Below are 15,797 nucleotides of genomic sequence, written 5' to 3' on the forward strand. Positions count from 1 at the left end.
TATATTAAAAAATGTTACTTATTTTTTGTATGTAGCGTTATTTTCCCCTTTTGTTTGATTATGAAGAAAAAGGATAAACTAAATAAGAACATTTTCATTGAAAAATTGTTCAAGATTGCATACAATCAATATAGTTTTTAAATTCCTATCAGAATACTTGGAGGATTACCATTATGAAAAAATTATTTTCAGTACTTGCAGTAACTACATTAGCAATCGGGATTGTAGCGGGCTGCGGTAAAGAAGAGAAAAAAGATACAGCTAATCAAGATGCGTTACAAAAGATAAAACAAAGTGGTGAACTTGTAATTGGAACAGAAGGTACATATCCACCGTTCACATTCCACGATTCAAGTAATAAATTAACTGGATTTGACGTTGAATTAGCAGAGGAAGTTGCAAAACGTTTAGGAGTAAAACCTGTATTTAAAGAAACACAATGGGATAGCTTACTTGCTGGTTTAGATGCAAAACGTTTCGACATGGTTGCGAATGAAGTTGGTATTCGTGAAGATCGTCAAAAGAAATATGACTTCTCTAGCCCATATGTTTCATCTTCAGCGGTATTAGTTATTGCGAAGGATAAAGATAAACCTGCTACATTTGCTGATGTAAAAGGATTAAAAGCAGCACAATCTTTAACAAGTAACTATGCAGATATTGCTAAGAAAAATGGTGCGGAAATCACGAATGTAGAAGGCTTTAGCCAAGCTGCAGAATTATTAAACACTGGCCGTGTTGATTTCACAATTAATGATAAATTATCAGTGTTAAATTATTTAGAAACGAAAAAAGATGCAAAAATTAAAATTGTAGATACAGAAAAAGAAGCGTCACAAAGTGGATTCTTATTCCGTAAAGGTAGTGACAAGCTAGTACAAGAAGTAAATAAAGCGTTAGAAGATATGAAAAAAGATGGTACGTACGATAAAATAGCGAAAAAATGGTTCGGTGAAAATGTATCTAAGTAGTGCGTTGGTTTCAGATCGATTGTCTACTTGGATAGATATTATGCAGTCTTCCTTCATGCCTATGCTGAAGGAAGCTGTGTTTACGACAATTCCATTAACGCTTATTACATTTATTATCGGGATTATACTTGCGACGTTAACAGCGCTTGCACGTATTTCAGGTAGTCGTATTTTACAATGGATTGCTCGTATCTATGTATCTATCATTCGCGGAACGCCACTTCTTGTACAGTTATTTATTATTTTCTATGGTCTTCCAACTCTTAATATTGAAGTTGAGCCATATACAGCAGCAGTTATTGGATTTTCGTTAAATGTTGGTGCGTATGCATCTGAAATTATTCGTGCTTCTATCCTTTCAATCCCGAAAGGACAGTGGGAAGCAGCTTACACAATTGGGATGACATACCCGCAAGCATTAAAACGTGTTATTTTACCGCAGGCAACGCGAGTATCTATTCCGCCGCTTTCGAATACATTTATTAGTTTAGTGAAGGATACTTCATTAGCATCGTTAATTTTAGTAACAGAAATGTTCCGAAAAGCGCAGGAAATTGCGGCAATGAACTATGAGTTTTTAATTGTTTATTTCGAAGCAGGTCTAATTTATTGGGCAATTTGCTTCTTATTATCTACTGTGCAACAAATATTAGAAAAACGTTCAGAACGTTACACTCTAAAATAACCCTTTCATAAAAGGAGTTTTTGTTTTTATGATTTCAATTCAACATTTACAAAAAAGTTTCGGAGATAATACCGTACTAAAACATATAGATTTATCAGTTGAGAAGGGGGAAGTTGTTGTTATTATCGGCCCATCTGGATCTGGTAAAACGACATTCCTGCGTTGTCTCAACGTGTTAGAAACGCCGAACGCTGGTAATATTCGCATCGGTAATAAAGAGCTCGACTTCTCTCAAAAAGTATCGAAGAAAGATATTGTCAATCTTCGTACGCAAACAGGTATGGTATTCCAGCACCATAATCTATTTCCGCATTTAACAGCACTTCAAAATGTAATGGAAGGGCTCGTTACAGTGAAAAAGATGGGGAAAGAAGAAGCGAAGAAAAAAGCAAACTATTTCCTTGAAAAAGTTGGTCTTGCGGATAAAGTAGACTTATATCCGTTCCAATTATCAGGCGGACAACAACAGCGCGTTGGAATTGCTCGCGCGCTTGCGATGGAGCCGGAAGTGTTACTATTTGATGAGCCGACGTCAGCACTTGATCCTGAACTCGTTCAAGAAGTTCTGAAAGTAATGAAAGAACTTGCTAAAGAAGGCATGACGATGGTCATTGTAACGCACGAAATGCGTTTTGCGCATCAAATTGCGAACCGCGTTATTTTCATGGATGGCGGTGTCGTTGTCGAACAAGGTACACCAGAAGATGTATTTACAAATCCAAAAGAAGAACGCACGAAGAAGTTTTTACAAATGTTGCAGTAAATGAAGGAAGGTCTCAAGGCATATGCCTTGAGACCTTTTTGCCATATATATTTATTTTTGGAATCCGCCAAGGCTTTGCTCAGCCATTGCAACTAGACGTTTTGTAATTTCTCCACCAACAGAACCGTTAGCACGAGCCGTAGAATCTGCTCCTAATTGTACACCAAATTCTTGAGCGATTTCGTACTTCATTTGGTCGATTGCAGCTGTTGCTCCTGGTACTACTAATTGATTTGAAGAATTTTGGTTTGCCATAGGAATATATCCTCCTTAGAGTTATAAAAATTTTTTTTGGTTGGACTAGCTGGAGTTGAACCAGATTATCGCCCCGTTTGGCGCTAATCCATCGGTAATTAAGTTTGTACTCATAGTATGGATGTTACCTAGAAAGATATACGAAATAATAATTTGTAAATTTTGTAAAAAAATCTTAGTGATTTCGTAAATTATGAAATAAGAGTAATCGTTGTATTTTTTAGAAAGAAGGCTAAACTAAGAGCGATATGAAATATGTTTTTCTTTTTGTATCCCGCTATTGTGGGGCAAATCATTAACTTCTTATTTATGACTTACTAAAATTAAATCGGTAGCAACTTTATAGTTCTATTTTAAGTAGGGGGGACAGGACGCTCCTATGCACGGCTAGATGCTCTCTTCAATCTGCTTGTAAATGATAACGTATGGAGGAATCGTGATGGGAATTTGCCCGCTTTGCAACGCATTAGAATCACAAACATATTCTTGTCAAAATTGCCAAGGTATACTCCAAGATTATGGAAAAACTGTAGATTACATAGACGATTATAGTGCGTATATGGACCAAGAATTATTGAGTGCAGTAGATGGATTAACACATAATAATTCAAATGAATACTGCAATCATATTTTTTATTGCGGAGTATGTAACGTGGAAACAGAGGTTGTAGTGAAATTTGTGTAAATAGAAAACTTCCACCTTATGAATGAGGTGGAAGTTTTTGTTTTTGTATTTGTGAGTGAATCATAGGGGATGGGATATGTTCGGTGTTTGTTGGAGTTCCGGACTTTATTTGAGACATTTTTTCTTTTGCATCGCGTAAAGAATGTTCAGTTAAGTAGATGGCATATTCGTAAAATAATTGGCGCGTCAGTTCACTTTGTTCTTTTAACTTTTCATCTTGGAATACAGTTCGCCCAGGTTTAGAGTTTGCTTCAAAGAGCCACGGGTTTTCTTGCGTGTCTAAACCGATATCAAAACCAATTTCTCCAATATTTCCGGTTACTTGTTCATCGAGCGCGTAACTGATTTGTAAGGCTGTATGTTTTAATTTATTTTCAATTTGAACTTGTTTCGTTGAATCTGGAAAAAGTTCTTGCAGTAATTTTGTATCGCCACCGCTATTTACATGCGTTGTTAAGCTACCTTTGCCAGCAATTTTTGCAACGATTGCACTGACCATCCATTGGCCGAAATGATTTTTATTTGTATGAATGCGAAAATCAACAGGTTGCCCATCGAAGCGAAGTAAGGAAATACCTTGTTGTACGATAAACTTTTTTAAATCATGTCCTTTTAACACATGGTTCAGAAGCGTTTCTAATGATTGGTACTTTCTTAGTTTATTTTCTTCATTTTCGCGATAACGACAGTAGTAGCAATTCTCTGTTTGAGAGTAAAATATTTGATGAATGTTTCTCCCGAAGCTACCGTGTATCGGTTTCATGTAAACAGATTTATACGTGCCAAGAAAGCGTTCTACTTGTTCGAAATGTTGAAAAGCTTCCGTGTTTGGTAATAAGGGAGTAATGGATTCATCTTTCATAAGAAGTTGATGCACTTCCCATTTATTGAAAAAACCTGGGTTAAACCACGGAATGGAATAGTCATGCTCTAATTTTCTTTTTGCTCTTACGATCGGTTTATAATTTTCGGCTTTCCGATTTGGTAATCGATCATAAATGACATTCGGTAAAGGGACTTTTTTCTTAATCCACTGTTCCTCTTGAAAGAAATAACCTTCAATTGTTTCGTCTGCCCAGTTTATATGTTGCACACCAAAAACAAATACAAATGGTCGCAAGGTGAATGGTGGCGTTAGTAACTCGCTGAGAGAAGTTGAACGGTTTCCTAAAGGATTAGAAGAGTCATCGTTAAAACCAGTTGTGAAAATCCCGATTAATGGTCCGAAAATAATGGTTTCATTTTGCGTGAATGCATGGATAGTAGTGGAATGAGGAAGTAAAAGTTTCTCTGCAATTTGTTTTCCGATAATGATTTCGCGAGTAAAGGAATAATGAATTTTCACCTCTTCACTTGCAACATGGCGTACGCCGAAGGAAAGAGATGCAATTGGTGGTGTAATGGAAAAAATGTAAGGTAAAGTAATACTATTTGGATGCTCATTTGAAATGTTTAATGTATATATGTGCTCTTTCAAAATGGTGTTACCTCCTTTCATTATGGTGTGAAGCGACTAAACTTTAGTGGTCCGTGATATATTTTTTCGGCTAGTGCATCACTATGACGAATGTAATGTTCGTACGGGGGAATCGTGTTGACATACATAAGCCAAATTGCCCCTTTTTGATCCATAATAGTGGAAAGCTCTAGCTCGAATAACGAAGAATAAGATTCATCTAATGTTTGAAACACTTCATTGATAATGTCATGTAAAGCGTCTTGTAATAATTGTACACCGGTACTAGATAGTACGTATTTAATTTTTGAAAATGAATGCAGCGAGGAATCATCCGTTGCCGAAAGTAAAAGTTGATTCGGAAATGAGCTTTTTTGTATAAATTGGCCGATAGCAGTCCACTTCTGTTCTTTATTTTTTTGCAAAATGGTTCGAATATGGAGCGGGTATGTTAATTGATTTGGTGGTTGCAGCATTGTATGGGTGATGTAACGTGCTGATCGTATGTTAGATTTGTACCAAGATATAAATTCATCTGTCCGTTTGATTGGAGTAGAAGTATGATAGTCACCATTTATCGTATCGATATGAAACGTTTTGTTTTTATAAGTGATCCGGTACAGACTTTCATTGGAATGTGTGTTAGTAGGCCGTATAATAATATCTTTTGTTTTTAATAACAGTTTGAAAATGTTTTGTATCGTTGCTATTTCAAATTTTGGTATATAAGGAGATAATTTTTTATTCGTGAGAAATAAATCATGAAGTTCGCTTAAGTCAATGAGTGTGTTATTTAAAAAGGTAGTGGTAGGACGGTTGTGTAATGAGTGAATAATTGATTTTGCTTTGTTGAAGTCTGTTTCCTCGTTAAAAGAAGAACGATCGTAAATATAAGAAGGAATAGGGAATATTTGCTCTTTCCATTTTCCTGTATCTGTATCATAAATAAGACCAGAGACAAGGTCCGTTTTAGGATCAATACCAAATGGCGTAAACTGGGCCACGACATTATGATAAAGCCGAGCGCGTTTAGCGATTTCGGTGTAATACATTTGCTCATAATGAGGGTGAGAAGTTAAAATACCGAGAACCAACGAAATCACTCCTTTACTAACAAAATGTTGGCATAATAGGCATAGCTATATATTGCAAATACGTTTTTATACCATTATACTTTTGTCCGTATGATGATATGCTATAGTTTTGGAGAAGCGAAAGGTTGATTGTAATGAATATATGGTTAAGTATGTTAACGACGACAGGGCTCGGAGCGATTATTGGAGGATTTACAAATCATTTAGCGATAAAAATGTTATTTCGTCCCCATCGCCCTATTTATATTGGAAAATTTCAAGTTCCATTTACACCAGGGTTAATTCCGAAGCGCCGCGATGAACTTGCTGTTCAATTAGGGAAAATGGTTGTCGAACATTTGTTAACGCCAGAAGGAATCGGAAAGAAATTAACAAATGAAGAGTTTCAAAAAGGTTTAATTCAATGGACACAAGTAGAAGTGGATAAAGTAATTACGAATGAACAGTCGTTACGACATATGTTAGAAAAATGGAATGTAGTACATGTAGAAAAAGAGGCGACCGGGAAAATCGAACATGTGATTACAGAAAAAATAGAGGCATTTTTAGCAGAGTATTATACATATACATGGGAACAGGTTTTACCTCATTCTGTTCATGAAAAAATAGAGAATACAATCCCAAATGTCTCGGCATTTATTTTAGAGCGAGGAATTAGTTTCTTTGAGAGTGAAGAAGGGAAAGCACGTCTTTCAAAAATGATTGATGATTTCTTTGCTTCTAGGGGAACGCTACTTAACTTAGTCGGAATGTTTTTAGGGAATGTAAGTGTAGTGGATCGTGTGCAGCCAGAAGTCATTAAGTTTTTAGGGCAAGATGGAACAAAGCAGCTTTTAACTGACGTACTGCAAAAAGAGTGGGAAAAGTTAAAAGGAAGAGATGTAAAAGAATTAGAAACGTTTGTAGAAAAAGAAATGATTGTAAGCTCCATATTGTCAGCAGTTAAAGTGGAGGAAACAGTGAGTAAGTTTTTAAATCAATCTGTGCAGCAAGTATGTGAGCCAGTTCGAGAAACAATCAAGGAAAAGCTAGTCCCAAGTGCTGTAACGAAAGGCTTAAAGTGGGGGACAGAAAACGTAGAAAGTATATTAAACAATCTCCACCTTGCGGAAATTGTCCAACAAGAAGTGTCTACATTTTCAACAGAGCGACTAGAAGATTTAGTGCTGTCCATTACAAGAAATGAGCTGAAAATGATTACGTATTTAGGTGCCTTATTAGGCGGAATGATTGGACTCGTGCAAGGGCTATTACTGTTGTTCCTTATGTAGTAAAGATAAGTACATAGAAATAAAAGTGAAATTTCTTCACATCTCTTGCATAGTTTGATATGGTAAGAAGAGGTGCGTATGTAAATGCACTTAAAAGGCGGTGCGCATGATAAGCGCTAGCCTTCTAAAGGAGGAAAAATAAAATGACAAAAAACATTCATGATGTTGCATATGAATTACAAAAAGCAATCGCTGAAAACGAAGATTTCCAAACATTAAAAGCAAGCTACGCAGCAGTACAAGGTGATGCAAATTCAAAGAACTTATTCGATGAGTTCCGCACAATGCAACTTGGCCTACAACAAAAAATGATGCAAGGTCAAGAAATCACTGAAGAAGATAACCAAAAAGCACAAGAAGTTGTAGCTCGCATTCAACAAGATGCTAAAATCACAAAGTTAATGGAAACTGAGCAACGCCTAAACATCGTTATCACTGACGTTAACAAAATTATCATGCAGCCACTTGAAGAATTATATAACGCGCAACAACAAGCGTAATAGTGGAAGACGCCCTTGTATAGGGGCGTCTTTTTTGTTTGTTATTTGTGGAAATACTCCGTCTTAATATTCTTTTCCTTCAAAAATGTTTCAATTTCTTTTTGCTTCCTACCATTCACTTTCTCAAAGCGTTTTGTAAAAGAAAAATCAGTTTTGAATAAGTTACCATCTTGCGCGAGTTTGTCTAATTCTTGCTCTAGCTCTACTGAAAGTGCCGTAGACGCTGAAATGTAATCATGAATTTCCTTCGAAGGCTGTTTGTAATCATCAGGAATCGTATTGTTACTAATAAAATTAAGGAAATTCGCATCGTTTTGTTGCGCTAAATCTACTAGTTGTTTTAATTTCTTCCGATCGGATTCCGTGACTTCCTCGTCAGACATGGCTGATGAAAGTGGAACGATGTTTTCGTCTAACTCTCCGCTATAATTTAAATACGTTTTTATATTTTGTTTCATTTCGTCTTCGTTAATCGTTTCATTCTTTTTTGAGGAAGTGAATATAGTTTCTGGAATTTTTATCGTTACATCTTTAATAGATTGCACATCGTTTTCTTCCTTATGTTGTGCACGGTTTGAACAAGCTGATAGAAATAAAATTGTAAGTAACATGAGTAGATATAAAGTATACTTCTTCATTTTAATCTCCTTTTATATTCATTATTATCTTTGTAAAATAGCTATATTCCATTTCAAATACTTTACTAAAGTTGCGTATAGATGTTTTACTATTTGGTAACATATGACGGATATGAGTAAACCGCTGCAAAAAGCGATGAACACATTGTAAACATCGGAATAACTGATTTGATGAAACCCTTTAAAAAATCCTAACCCTATTAATAAAATAGGTGAAATGATTAATAGTGGAGTAGCAATGATAAGTGCTAGAAGAATCGGTAATAAAAAGAGTAGTACGAAAAAGGCGATAATGATAAAGGTAAAGTTTAAAACACTTAAGCTCATAACAGAAAATAGTGCGGTTATCATATTTTTGAAGCTTCGTTTCTTGTCAGCATTGCTTATTGCATAGGAAACATTAAGTTCTTTCGCGATCGTTTTGGGGTTTCCTAGTTTTCTAGCAATTTCTTCTTCACATTTCCCATCCTGTTTACCACTGATAAAATGAGTTTCATACTCTGAAATAATATCTTTCTTTTCTGCATTAGGCATATTCCGCAGGGAAGAATTAAGTTGTTCCAAAAATTCATTTTTGTTCATAACAATCACTTTCCTTTATAGAATGATGGATTAAAGTTGAGAATGCTATATTTTGAAAGGGGGATACGAATTACAAAGCGCGTTCCAATTAATGGGTATTCCAATATTTACAAATATATCATTTACTAGTGTTCTTTGCAAGGTACTGTTATGTTTTTAATACTGTGACAAGATGGAAGTTTTTTGTACATTTTTAGAGAAGTTTTAAAAATATTATTTTAGGATAAATAAAGGGTTGTAAGCGCATTCCTTTGCGGCTGTCAAAATAATGTTAAATTCATACTGTTGGAAAAATAATGCATTTGTAATATAATGATAAATAATACTTCACCACATTAATTAACTAGGTGAAATTAAAAATCTTTATTACACACATTATGAAATAAAGGGATGATTAGTTTGAGTACAGGTGTAAAAGCAAACGACGTGAAGACAAAAACAAAAGGAGCAGATCTTGTTGTTGATTGTTTAATTAAACAAGGTGTTACACATGTTTTTGGTATTCCAGGAGCGAAGATTGACTCTGTATTTGATGTACTGCAAGAAAGAGGACCAGAGTTAATTGTTTGTCGTCATGAACAAAACGCAGCATTTATGGCAGCTGCTATTGGTAGATTAACAGGGAAACCGGGCGTATGTCTTGTAACTTCAGGACCAGGGACATCGAATTTAGCGACAGGTCTTGTTACTGCGAATGCGGAGAGTGATCCCGTTGTTGCTTTAGCTGGTGCAGTTCCACGTACGGATCGATTAAAACGTACGCATCAATCTATGGATAATGCTGCACTATTCGAACCAATCACAAAATATAGCGTAGAAGTAGAGCATCCTGATAATGTGCCAGAAGCATTATCAAATGCATTCCGAAGTGCGACTTCCACAAATCCAGGAGCTACTTTAGTAAGTCTTCCGCAAGACGTTATGACAGCGGAAACGACTGTAGAGTCTATCGGTGCGCTTTCTAAGCCACAGCTTGGAATCGCTCCCACACATGAAATTACATATGTAGTAGAAAAAATAAAATCGGCGAAATTACCAGTTATTTTACTCGGTATGAGAGCGAGCACAAATGAAGTGACGAAAGCCGTTCGTGAATTAATTGCGGATACAGAACTTCCTGTCGTTGAAACATATCAAGCAGCTGGTGCAATTTCGCGTGAGTTAGAAGATCATTTCTTTGGCCGCGTTGGATTATTCCGTAACCAACCAGGTGATATTTTACTAGAAGAAGCAGACCTTGTTATTTCGATCGGTTATGACCCAATTGAGTATGATCCGAAATTCTGGAATAAACTTGGAGACAGAACGATTATCCATCTTGATGACCATCAAGCAGATATCGACCATGATTACCAACCAGAGCGCGAATTAATTGGCGATATCGCTTTAACTGTAAATAGCATTGCAGAAAAATTACCGAAACTTGTATTAAGTTCGAAATCAGAAGCAGTGTTAGAACGATTACGTGCGAAATTATCAGAACAAGCAGAAGTTCCAAACCGTGCTTCAGAAGGTGTTACGCATCCGCTTCAAGTGATTCGTACACTTCGTTCTTTAATTAGTGACGATACAACCGTTACATGTGACATCGGTTCACATTCTATTTGGATGGCAAGATGTTTCCGTTCTTATGAACCACGTAGATTATTATTTAGTAACGGTATGCAAACGTTAGGTGTTGCACTTCCTTGGGCAATTGCTGCTACTTTAGTTGAACCGGGCAAGAAAGTTGTTTCCGTGTCAGGTGATGGTGGTTTCTTATTCTCTTCGATGGAATTAGAAACAGCGGTACGCTTAAACGCACCGATCGTACATCTTGTATGGAGAGATGGTACATATGATATGGTTGCGTTCCAACAAATGATGAAATACGGTAGAACATCAGCTACAGAGTTTGGCGATGTCGATCTTGTGAAATATGCAGAAAGTTTCGGTGCAAAGGGTCTTCGTGTTAACACGCCTGATGAATTAGAAGGTGTATTAAAAGAAGCATTAGCAGCAGACGGTCCTGTCATTATTGATGTTCCAATTGACTACCGTGACAACATTAAATTAAGCGAAAAATTATTACCAAACCAATTAAACTAATGGAGGCATGATTGAGATGACTGTTGCACAACTCATTGATATTGATGCAAAAAGAACGAAAATGAGTAATGAAGTATATCAAACATCTACAATGCTTGCGCTATTAGATGGTATATATGATGGTGTAATTAGCTTTGAGGAATTGAAAGAACGTGGTGATTTCGGCATCGGTACATTTGATCAATTAGATGGTGAAATGATTGCATTCGATAACGAATTTTATCATTTACGTTCAGACGGTTCAGCAGAAAAAGTAGAACCGGAAGAAACGACACCGTTTGCGACTGTAACGTTTTTCGAAAAAGAAATGAGTTATACGGTAGAGCGTCCGATGAATCGTGAAGAAGTTGAGGCATTATTACATGAATTAATGCCAAGTAAAAACTTATTTTACGCTATTAGAATGGACGGTACGTTCCGTGAAGTAAGAACGAGAACTGTTCCAAGACAAGAAAAACCGTATACACCGCTCGTTGAAGTGACGAAATCACAACCAATCTTTTCATTTAAACATACAGAAGGTACGCTTGCTGGATTTTGGACACCAGATTACGCGCAAGGTATTGGTGTAGCGGGTTTCCACTTACATTATATTGATGATGAAAGAAGCGGGGGAGGACATGTTTTCGATTATATTGTTGAAAACTGTACGATCCAAATTTGTCAAAAAGCTCATATGCATTTAGCACTTCCAGAAACAGCTGATTTTATGGCGGCTGAATTATCTAGAGAAAACTTAGAGGATAATATTGCGACTGCGGAAGGTGCAGAGTAAAAGGGAGAGACTGTTCCATTGTGGAACAGTCTTCTTTTATTAATATTTCTTGTTGATATCGTTTATTTCTTTGAAACGAACGGATGCCCCTCATAATAAAAACGCCACGGATAATGTACAGCTTCTTCTGCATAGTCGATGTTAATACGAGGTCCTGCTGTTATTTTATATTGTGATGATATGTGTTCTTCTTCTGGGACGAGTTCAATATGTAATGTGTCGCTTTGTAAGGATACGCCTCGTTCTTCTAAAGTAATTCCGAGGGCACGGCATAGTTTGCCAGGGCCGTTCGTTAAATTTTTATACTGCGCTTTTGTAATGTCGGTTTTATTGTATCGTGCAAGTTTTATTTCTTCAATCCCGTCTACTGGCTCAAGGGCTCGAATGAGAACACCTTGTGGGGTGCCAACTGGCGCTGTAATGACGTTAAAACAATGATACATACCATAAATTAAATATACGTAAGCATGCCCCGGTGCGCCAAACATGACTTCTGTGCGATCTGTTCGTCTGCCGCCGTAACTATGTGCGGCTTTATCATCGGGCCCCTTATATGCTTCTACTTCTACAATGATTCCGCTTCGTTTTATTCCATCTACAGTATGTACAAGTTTTTGTCCGAGTAATTTCTTTGCGACTTCTAACGTATCGCCTTCATAAAAGGAAGGTGGTGCTTGCATTGTACTATCTCCTTTACTGAGTGTATATGTATATAGTAAACCAAATTTTCAGTAGTAATTCTAACTCGTTCTATTTGCTACATTTATTTCATAAATTATGGATAGAGTACAACAGCGAAGAGGGGGAGTGCGACATGATTTATCGCTTACTAGCTCTTAATATAGATGGGACACTACTATACAACAACGGAAAAATTGCAAAAGGATTACGAGAAACAATTGAATTTGTGAAAAGAAAAGATGTATACGTTACATTATTTACGAGCCGTAATTTTCAGTCTGCTCATAAAGTTGCAAAGGCGTTAAAATTAGATTCTATCCTAGTGACACACGGTGGTGCTTTCGTTTCAGCAACGTTAGATAAGCCGTACGTTCAAAGAAGATTATCGGAAGAGAAGACGTTTAACATTGTGCAAGTATTAGAGCACTTTGATTGTAACATCCGCATTTCTCATGAACGGTTTTCAATCGGAAATCGGGAGAGGAATACACCAAACTTAATTGCGCGTACTGTATTATCAAGTGCAGATCCGTTATTTTATCCAGTTCAATTTGTAGACTCATTAGGTGATGCGCTTCGTGATCATCCAGTAGCGGCTCCGAAAATTGATGTAATTTTCCAAAGTAAAGGTGAAAAAGAACGAGGGTTAAATACATTACGAAAAGCATTCCAAGATATAGAGTATATTGAGTGTGATTCAAAACGAATAGAAATTTTGCCGCAAAATGTATCAAAATTACGCGGATTACAATTGCTTGGAGAGCATTTAAATATTTCGCTAAACGAAATGGTTGCGATTGGAGATAGTTTAGAAGATCTAGAAGTAATTGAAAATGTAGGGCTTGGTGTAGCGATGGGGAACTCGCCTGTAGAATTAAAGCAAGCAGCAGACTGGATTACACGTTCAAATAGTGAGAACGGTGTAGAGTATATGATTAAAGAACATTTCCGTAAGCAATTCCCGCTTCCGTTTTTGAAAAATCATAAAAATACACCGAAACGATGAAAGAAAAACGTAGCTTTTTGGCTACGTTTTTTTATTGGTTTTATTCGAAAGATGAAAACGTTTTACTAGATAAATTGTGTCTGAAGTTCATACAATTTACTTGAATCCTTTAGAAAACTGTTGTAAAGTGGGTGATGTTGCCAAAATAGTTACACCACATGAAATATTCTTCAGATTAATTTTGTTGAGCTCCATATGCAAAAAATACTTCCGCATGATAGTTTAGTTCACGTATTATCTCAAAAATGAATTGTAGTAATTTTATTAAGCAGTTGTAGAGTCTCTTGTTTTTATTTAAATGGATGATTTTAAGTTATTGTGAGTAAGGCTTGGTACATATGAAAGATGCTTTTTTGTAGTTTTAGGAAATTTAAAAGGGGGAATGAATTTTTTGAGGAAATCATTTAATCAAAAAATAAAAAAATTAAGTAGTAGTTTTATAGTTGTGTTACTAGTATGTATGAATTTTTTAATCCATTTACCGTATAAAGCAGAGGCAGCTACAACAGAATTAAAAGGTTTAGGTGATGTATCTTATTACAATGCAATCATTTTTGGAGATCATAGTGCAACGAGTGCGGATATTGAGGGTGCGATGGCTGTTCAAAAAAATATGAATGCATCAAGTTATACAGTCTTAGCGGCTGCAACTGGAGCGAATAATTTAGCTGGGGCGACATGGGTAGATGAAGGATATCCGTCATTATTACTAGGCGGTCAATTTACGAAAGCGGGAACAGGACAAGTAATTATCCAAGATGGAACAGTGGCGATGACAAAAGATGGTGACCCAGAAGGTGCAATGAAATCATCATATGACCGTATCTCTTATAAAGAGCAAGCGGAGATTGATGCTAAGTTTAAAGAATTTAGAAAAGACGTTGATGGTGTAATTGGGGATGCAAGTAAACTACACACTGATAAGCCAAAACCTAATATGAGCTTTGGAATCGGTGAAGATGTAAACAACCCTAATATTTATGTCTCTTCAGGCCAGACGGGAAAGAAAGCATTTGATGTAAAAGACGTTTTTCTTCCGAATGTAGAGAATAAAGACTTTATTGTTATTTATTCAGATGCAGAAGAAGTGAGTTTTGGTGGCGGTGCAATTTTGTATGATACAAGAAATACTGGGATGGCGACGGATTTAATTAATACATCTCAAGCATACGACCCTAATTCATCTTTTACTGAGTTAGCTAGTAAGGTAATTTGGGTATTTCCTAATGCTACAAAGATAACAACTAAAGGTTATGGTGTAGTAGGTAGTGTGTTTGCACCTAATGCAGTTGTAGAAACAAAAGGTGGTTCTATTAATGGACAAGCCTATGTTGGAGGATTACACCAAAGAGATGGCTTTGAGGTCCATAACTTTAAATTTAACTGGCCAAAGTGGAATAAGCCAGCAGCTGAAAAAGGACATTTACAAATTAAAAAAGTTGATGAAAACGATGAAAACATTGTTTTAAAAGACGCAAAATTTGATGTTATAGACAAAGATAATAATGTTGTGGCTACTGTTACAACAAACGAAAAGGGTATTGCGGAAGTTAAAGATTTACCATTTGGTGATTATTTTGTAAAAGAAATTAGTGCACCAGAAGGATATATAAAAGTTGATACACCAGTAAAAGTAACAATTGATAATACAAACATAATTGAATTTGTTATGAAGAATACGAAAAAAGTAGAAAATGGTCAATTTAAATTATTGAAAAAAGATAGTGAATCTGGTCAACTTTTACCAGGTGCAAAATTTGATGTTATAGATAAAGATGGGAACGTTGTCGAAACAATTATTACAGATGGTAAAGGTGAAGCTTTATCAAAACAACTTCCAGTTGGAACATATACATTAAAAGAAGTTGAAGCACCAAAAGGTTACGAACTATCATCTAGCTTAGTTCATGTTGATGTAGCTGCTAATAAAACAGTGACTGTAGATGTGTTGAATAAAAAAACTGTTGAAAAAGCTACAGGTCAATTTGAAATCGTAAAAGTGGATGCAGAAGATAAAGCGAAAGTATTATCAGACGCAGAATTTGAAGTGTACAAAGATGGTAAAAAAGTAGAGACGTTACGAACAGATAAAACAGGTAAAGTAATCTCTCAGAAATTAGAGCCAGGAACATACACATTAAAAGAAACGAAAGCGCCACAAGGATATACATTATTAAAAGAAGAAATTGAAGTCGTTGTGGAAGCAAACAAAGTAGTACAAGTACAAGTAGAAAACGCAAAAGAACTAGGAAGCTTACAAGTAATCAAAAAGGATGCAGAGAGTGGAAAAGTTCTAGAAGGCGCAAAATTTAGACTGAAGAACGAAACTGGTCAAGTAGTTGGAGAA

The 15,797-nt window shown here is 36.1% G+C and carries 16 protein-coding genes; 10 read left to right on the forward strand and 6 right to left on the reverse strand.

Translation table 11 applies throughout. The features are described 5' to 3' along the window. The first annotated feature begins 173 nt into the window (after positions 1 to 173). The 3 genes from GFJ36_RS03835 to GFJ36_RS03845 are packed head-to-tail and all read left to right on the forward strand — an operon-like array spanning position 174 to position 2,419. The gene (locus GFJ36_RS03835; protein WP_000732834.1) at positions 174 to 971 is read left to right on the forward strand and encodes an amino acid ABC transporter substrate-binding protein; all 798 of its coding nucleotides are present in this window, start codon (positions 174 to 176) and stop codon (positions 969 to 971) included. Then, positions 958 to 1,656, forward strand: a complete 699-nt coding sequence (locus GFJ36_RS03840; RefSeq protein WP_157349463.1) for an amino acid ABC transporter permease — start codon at positions 958 to 960, stop codon at positions 1,654 to 1,656. The genes GFJ36_RS03835 and GFJ36_RS03840 overlap by 14 nt, the downstream gene beginning before the upstream one ends. 28 nt (positions 1,657 to 1,684) lie before the next feature. Further along, positions 1,685 to 2,419 (forward strand): amino acid ABC transporter ATP-binding protein, encoded by a 735-nt coding sequence (locus tag GFJ36_RS03845; protein ID WP_000623593.1) that lies wholly within the window; start codon positions 1,685 to 1,687, stop codon positions 2,417 to 2,419. A 51-nt stretch (positions 2,420 to 2,470) separates the two neighbouring features. On the opposite strand, the gene sasP is transcribed toward GFJ36_RS03845, so the two are convergent. Then, positions 2,471 to 2,674, reverse strand: a complete 204-nt coding sequence (gene sasP, locus GFJ36_RS03850; protein ID WP_000013339.1) for a small acid-soluble spore protein, SasP family — start codon at positions 2,672 to 2,674, stop codon at positions 2,471 to 2,473. Between the two features lie 439 nt (positions 2,675 to 3,113). On the opposite strand from sasP, the gene GFJ36_RS03855 reads away from it, so the two are divergent. Continuing rightward, on the forward strand, positions 3,114 to 3,359 hold the full coding sequence (locus GFJ36_RS03855; protein WP_088062099.1) for a hypothetical protein: 246 nt from the start codon (positions 3,114 to 3,116) through the stop codon (positions 3,357 to 3,359). Between the two features lie 16 nt (positions 3,360 to 3,375). Here GFJ36_RS03855 and GFJ36_RS03860 read toward each other — a convergent pair whose 3' ends face one another. Continuing rightward, positions 3,376 to 4,836 carry a YheC/YheD family endospore coat-associated protein gene (locus GFJ36_RS03860; RefSeq protein WP_088062101.1) on the reverse strand — a complete coding sequence of 487 codons (1,461 nt, stop codon included), beginning with the start codon at positions 4,834 to 4,836 and terminating at the stop codon, positions 3,376 to 3,378. A 20-nt stretch (positions 4,837 to 4,856) separates the two neighbouring features. Next, complete coding sequence (locus GFJ36_RS03865) at positions 4,857 to 5,909, reverse strand: YheC/YheD family protein (protein WP_088062103.1); 1,053 nt, start codon at positions 5,907 to 5,909, stop codon at positions 4,857 to 4,859. 134 nt (positions 5,910 to 6,043) lie between these two features. Between GFJ36_RS03865 and GFJ36_RS03870 the strand changes: the two genes are divergently transcribed. Both GFJ36_RS03870 and GFJ36_RS03875 read left to right on the forward strand, forming a co-directional pair. Beyond that, positions 6,044 to 7,180, forward strand: a complete 1,137-nt coding sequence (locus tag GFJ36_RS03870; RefSeq protein WP_141542748.1) for a DUF445 domain-containing protein — start codon at positions 6,044 to 6,046, stop codon at positions 7,178 to 7,180. A 143-nt stretch (positions 7,181 to 7,323) separates the two neighbouring features. Then, on the forward strand, positions 7,324 to 7,680 hold the full coding sequence (locus GFJ36_RS03875; protein WP_048545636.1) for a YlbF/YmcA family competence regulator: 357 nt from the start codon (positions 7,324 to 7,326) through the stop codon (positions 7,678 to 7,680). Between the two features lie 41 nt (positions 7,681 to 7,721). On the opposite strand, the gene GFJ36_RS03880 is transcribed toward GFJ36_RS03875, so the two are convergent. Both GFJ36_RS03880 and GFJ36_RS03885 read right to left on the reverse strand, forming a co-directional pair. Next, the gene (locus tag GFJ36_RS03880; protein ID WP_097891300.1) at positions 7,722 to 8,318 is read right to left on the reverse strand and encodes an NDxxF motif lipoprotein; all 597 of its coding nucleotides are present in this window, start codon (positions 8,316 to 8,318) and stop codon (positions 7,722 to 7,724) included. A gap of 24 nt (positions 8,319 to 8,342) precedes the next feature. Beyond that, the gene (locus tag GFJ36_RS03885) at positions 8,343 to 8,900 is read right to left on the reverse strand and encodes an HAAS signaling domain-containing protein (protein ID WP_088608460.1); all 558 of its coding nucleotides are present in this window, start codon (positions 8,898 to 8,900) and stop codon (positions 8,343 to 8,345) included. Between the two features lie 399 nt (positions 8,901 to 9,299). Here GFJ36_RS03885 and alsS point away from each other — a divergent pair, with 399 nt between their 5' ends. Next, entirely contained in the window at positions 9,300 to 10,988 is a 1,689-nt protein-coding gene (alsS, locus tag GFJ36_RS03890; RefSeq protein ID WP_087985754.1) for an acetolactate synthase AlsS, read from the forward strand. A gap of 16 nt (positions 10,989 to 11,004) precedes the next feature. Next, positions 11,005 to 11,763, forward strand: coding sequence for an alpha-acetolactate decarboxylase (alsD, locus tag GFJ36_RS03895; RefSeq protein ID WP_097891298.1), 759 nt, complete (start codon positions 11,005 to 11,007; stop codon positions 11,761 to 11,763). A 62-nt stretch (positions 11,764 to 11,825) separates the two neighbouring features. On the opposite strand, the gene GFJ36_RS03900 is transcribed toward alsD, so the two are convergent. Beyond that, positions 11,826 to 12,443, reverse strand: a complete 618-nt coding sequence (locus tag GFJ36_RS03900) for a DNA-3-methyladenine glycosylase (protein WP_098082645.1) — start codon at positions 12,441 to 12,443, stop codon at positions 11,826 to 11,828. A gap of 134 nt (positions 12,444 to 12,577) precedes the next feature. Between GFJ36_RS03900 and GFJ36_RS03905 the strand changes: the two genes are divergently transcribed. Beyond that, positions 12,578 to 13,450, forward strand: coding sequence for a Cof-type HAD-IIB family hydrolase (locus tag GFJ36_RS03905; RefSeq protein ID WP_088062118.1), 873 nt, complete (start codon positions 12,578 to 12,580; stop codon positions 13,448 to 13,450). 382 nt (positions 13,451 to 13,832) lie between these two features. Further along, a partial coding sequence (locus GFJ36_RS29360; RefSeq protein WP_242015934.1) for an MSCRAMM family protein occupies positions 13,833 to 15,797 on the forward strand: 1,965 nt, incomplete at its 3' end.

Source organism: Bacillus sp. EE-W1 (assembly GCF_009760835.1).
Classification (GTDB): Bacteria; Bacillota; Bacilli; order Bacillales; family Bacillaceae_G; genus Bacillus_A; species Bacillus_A wiedmannii.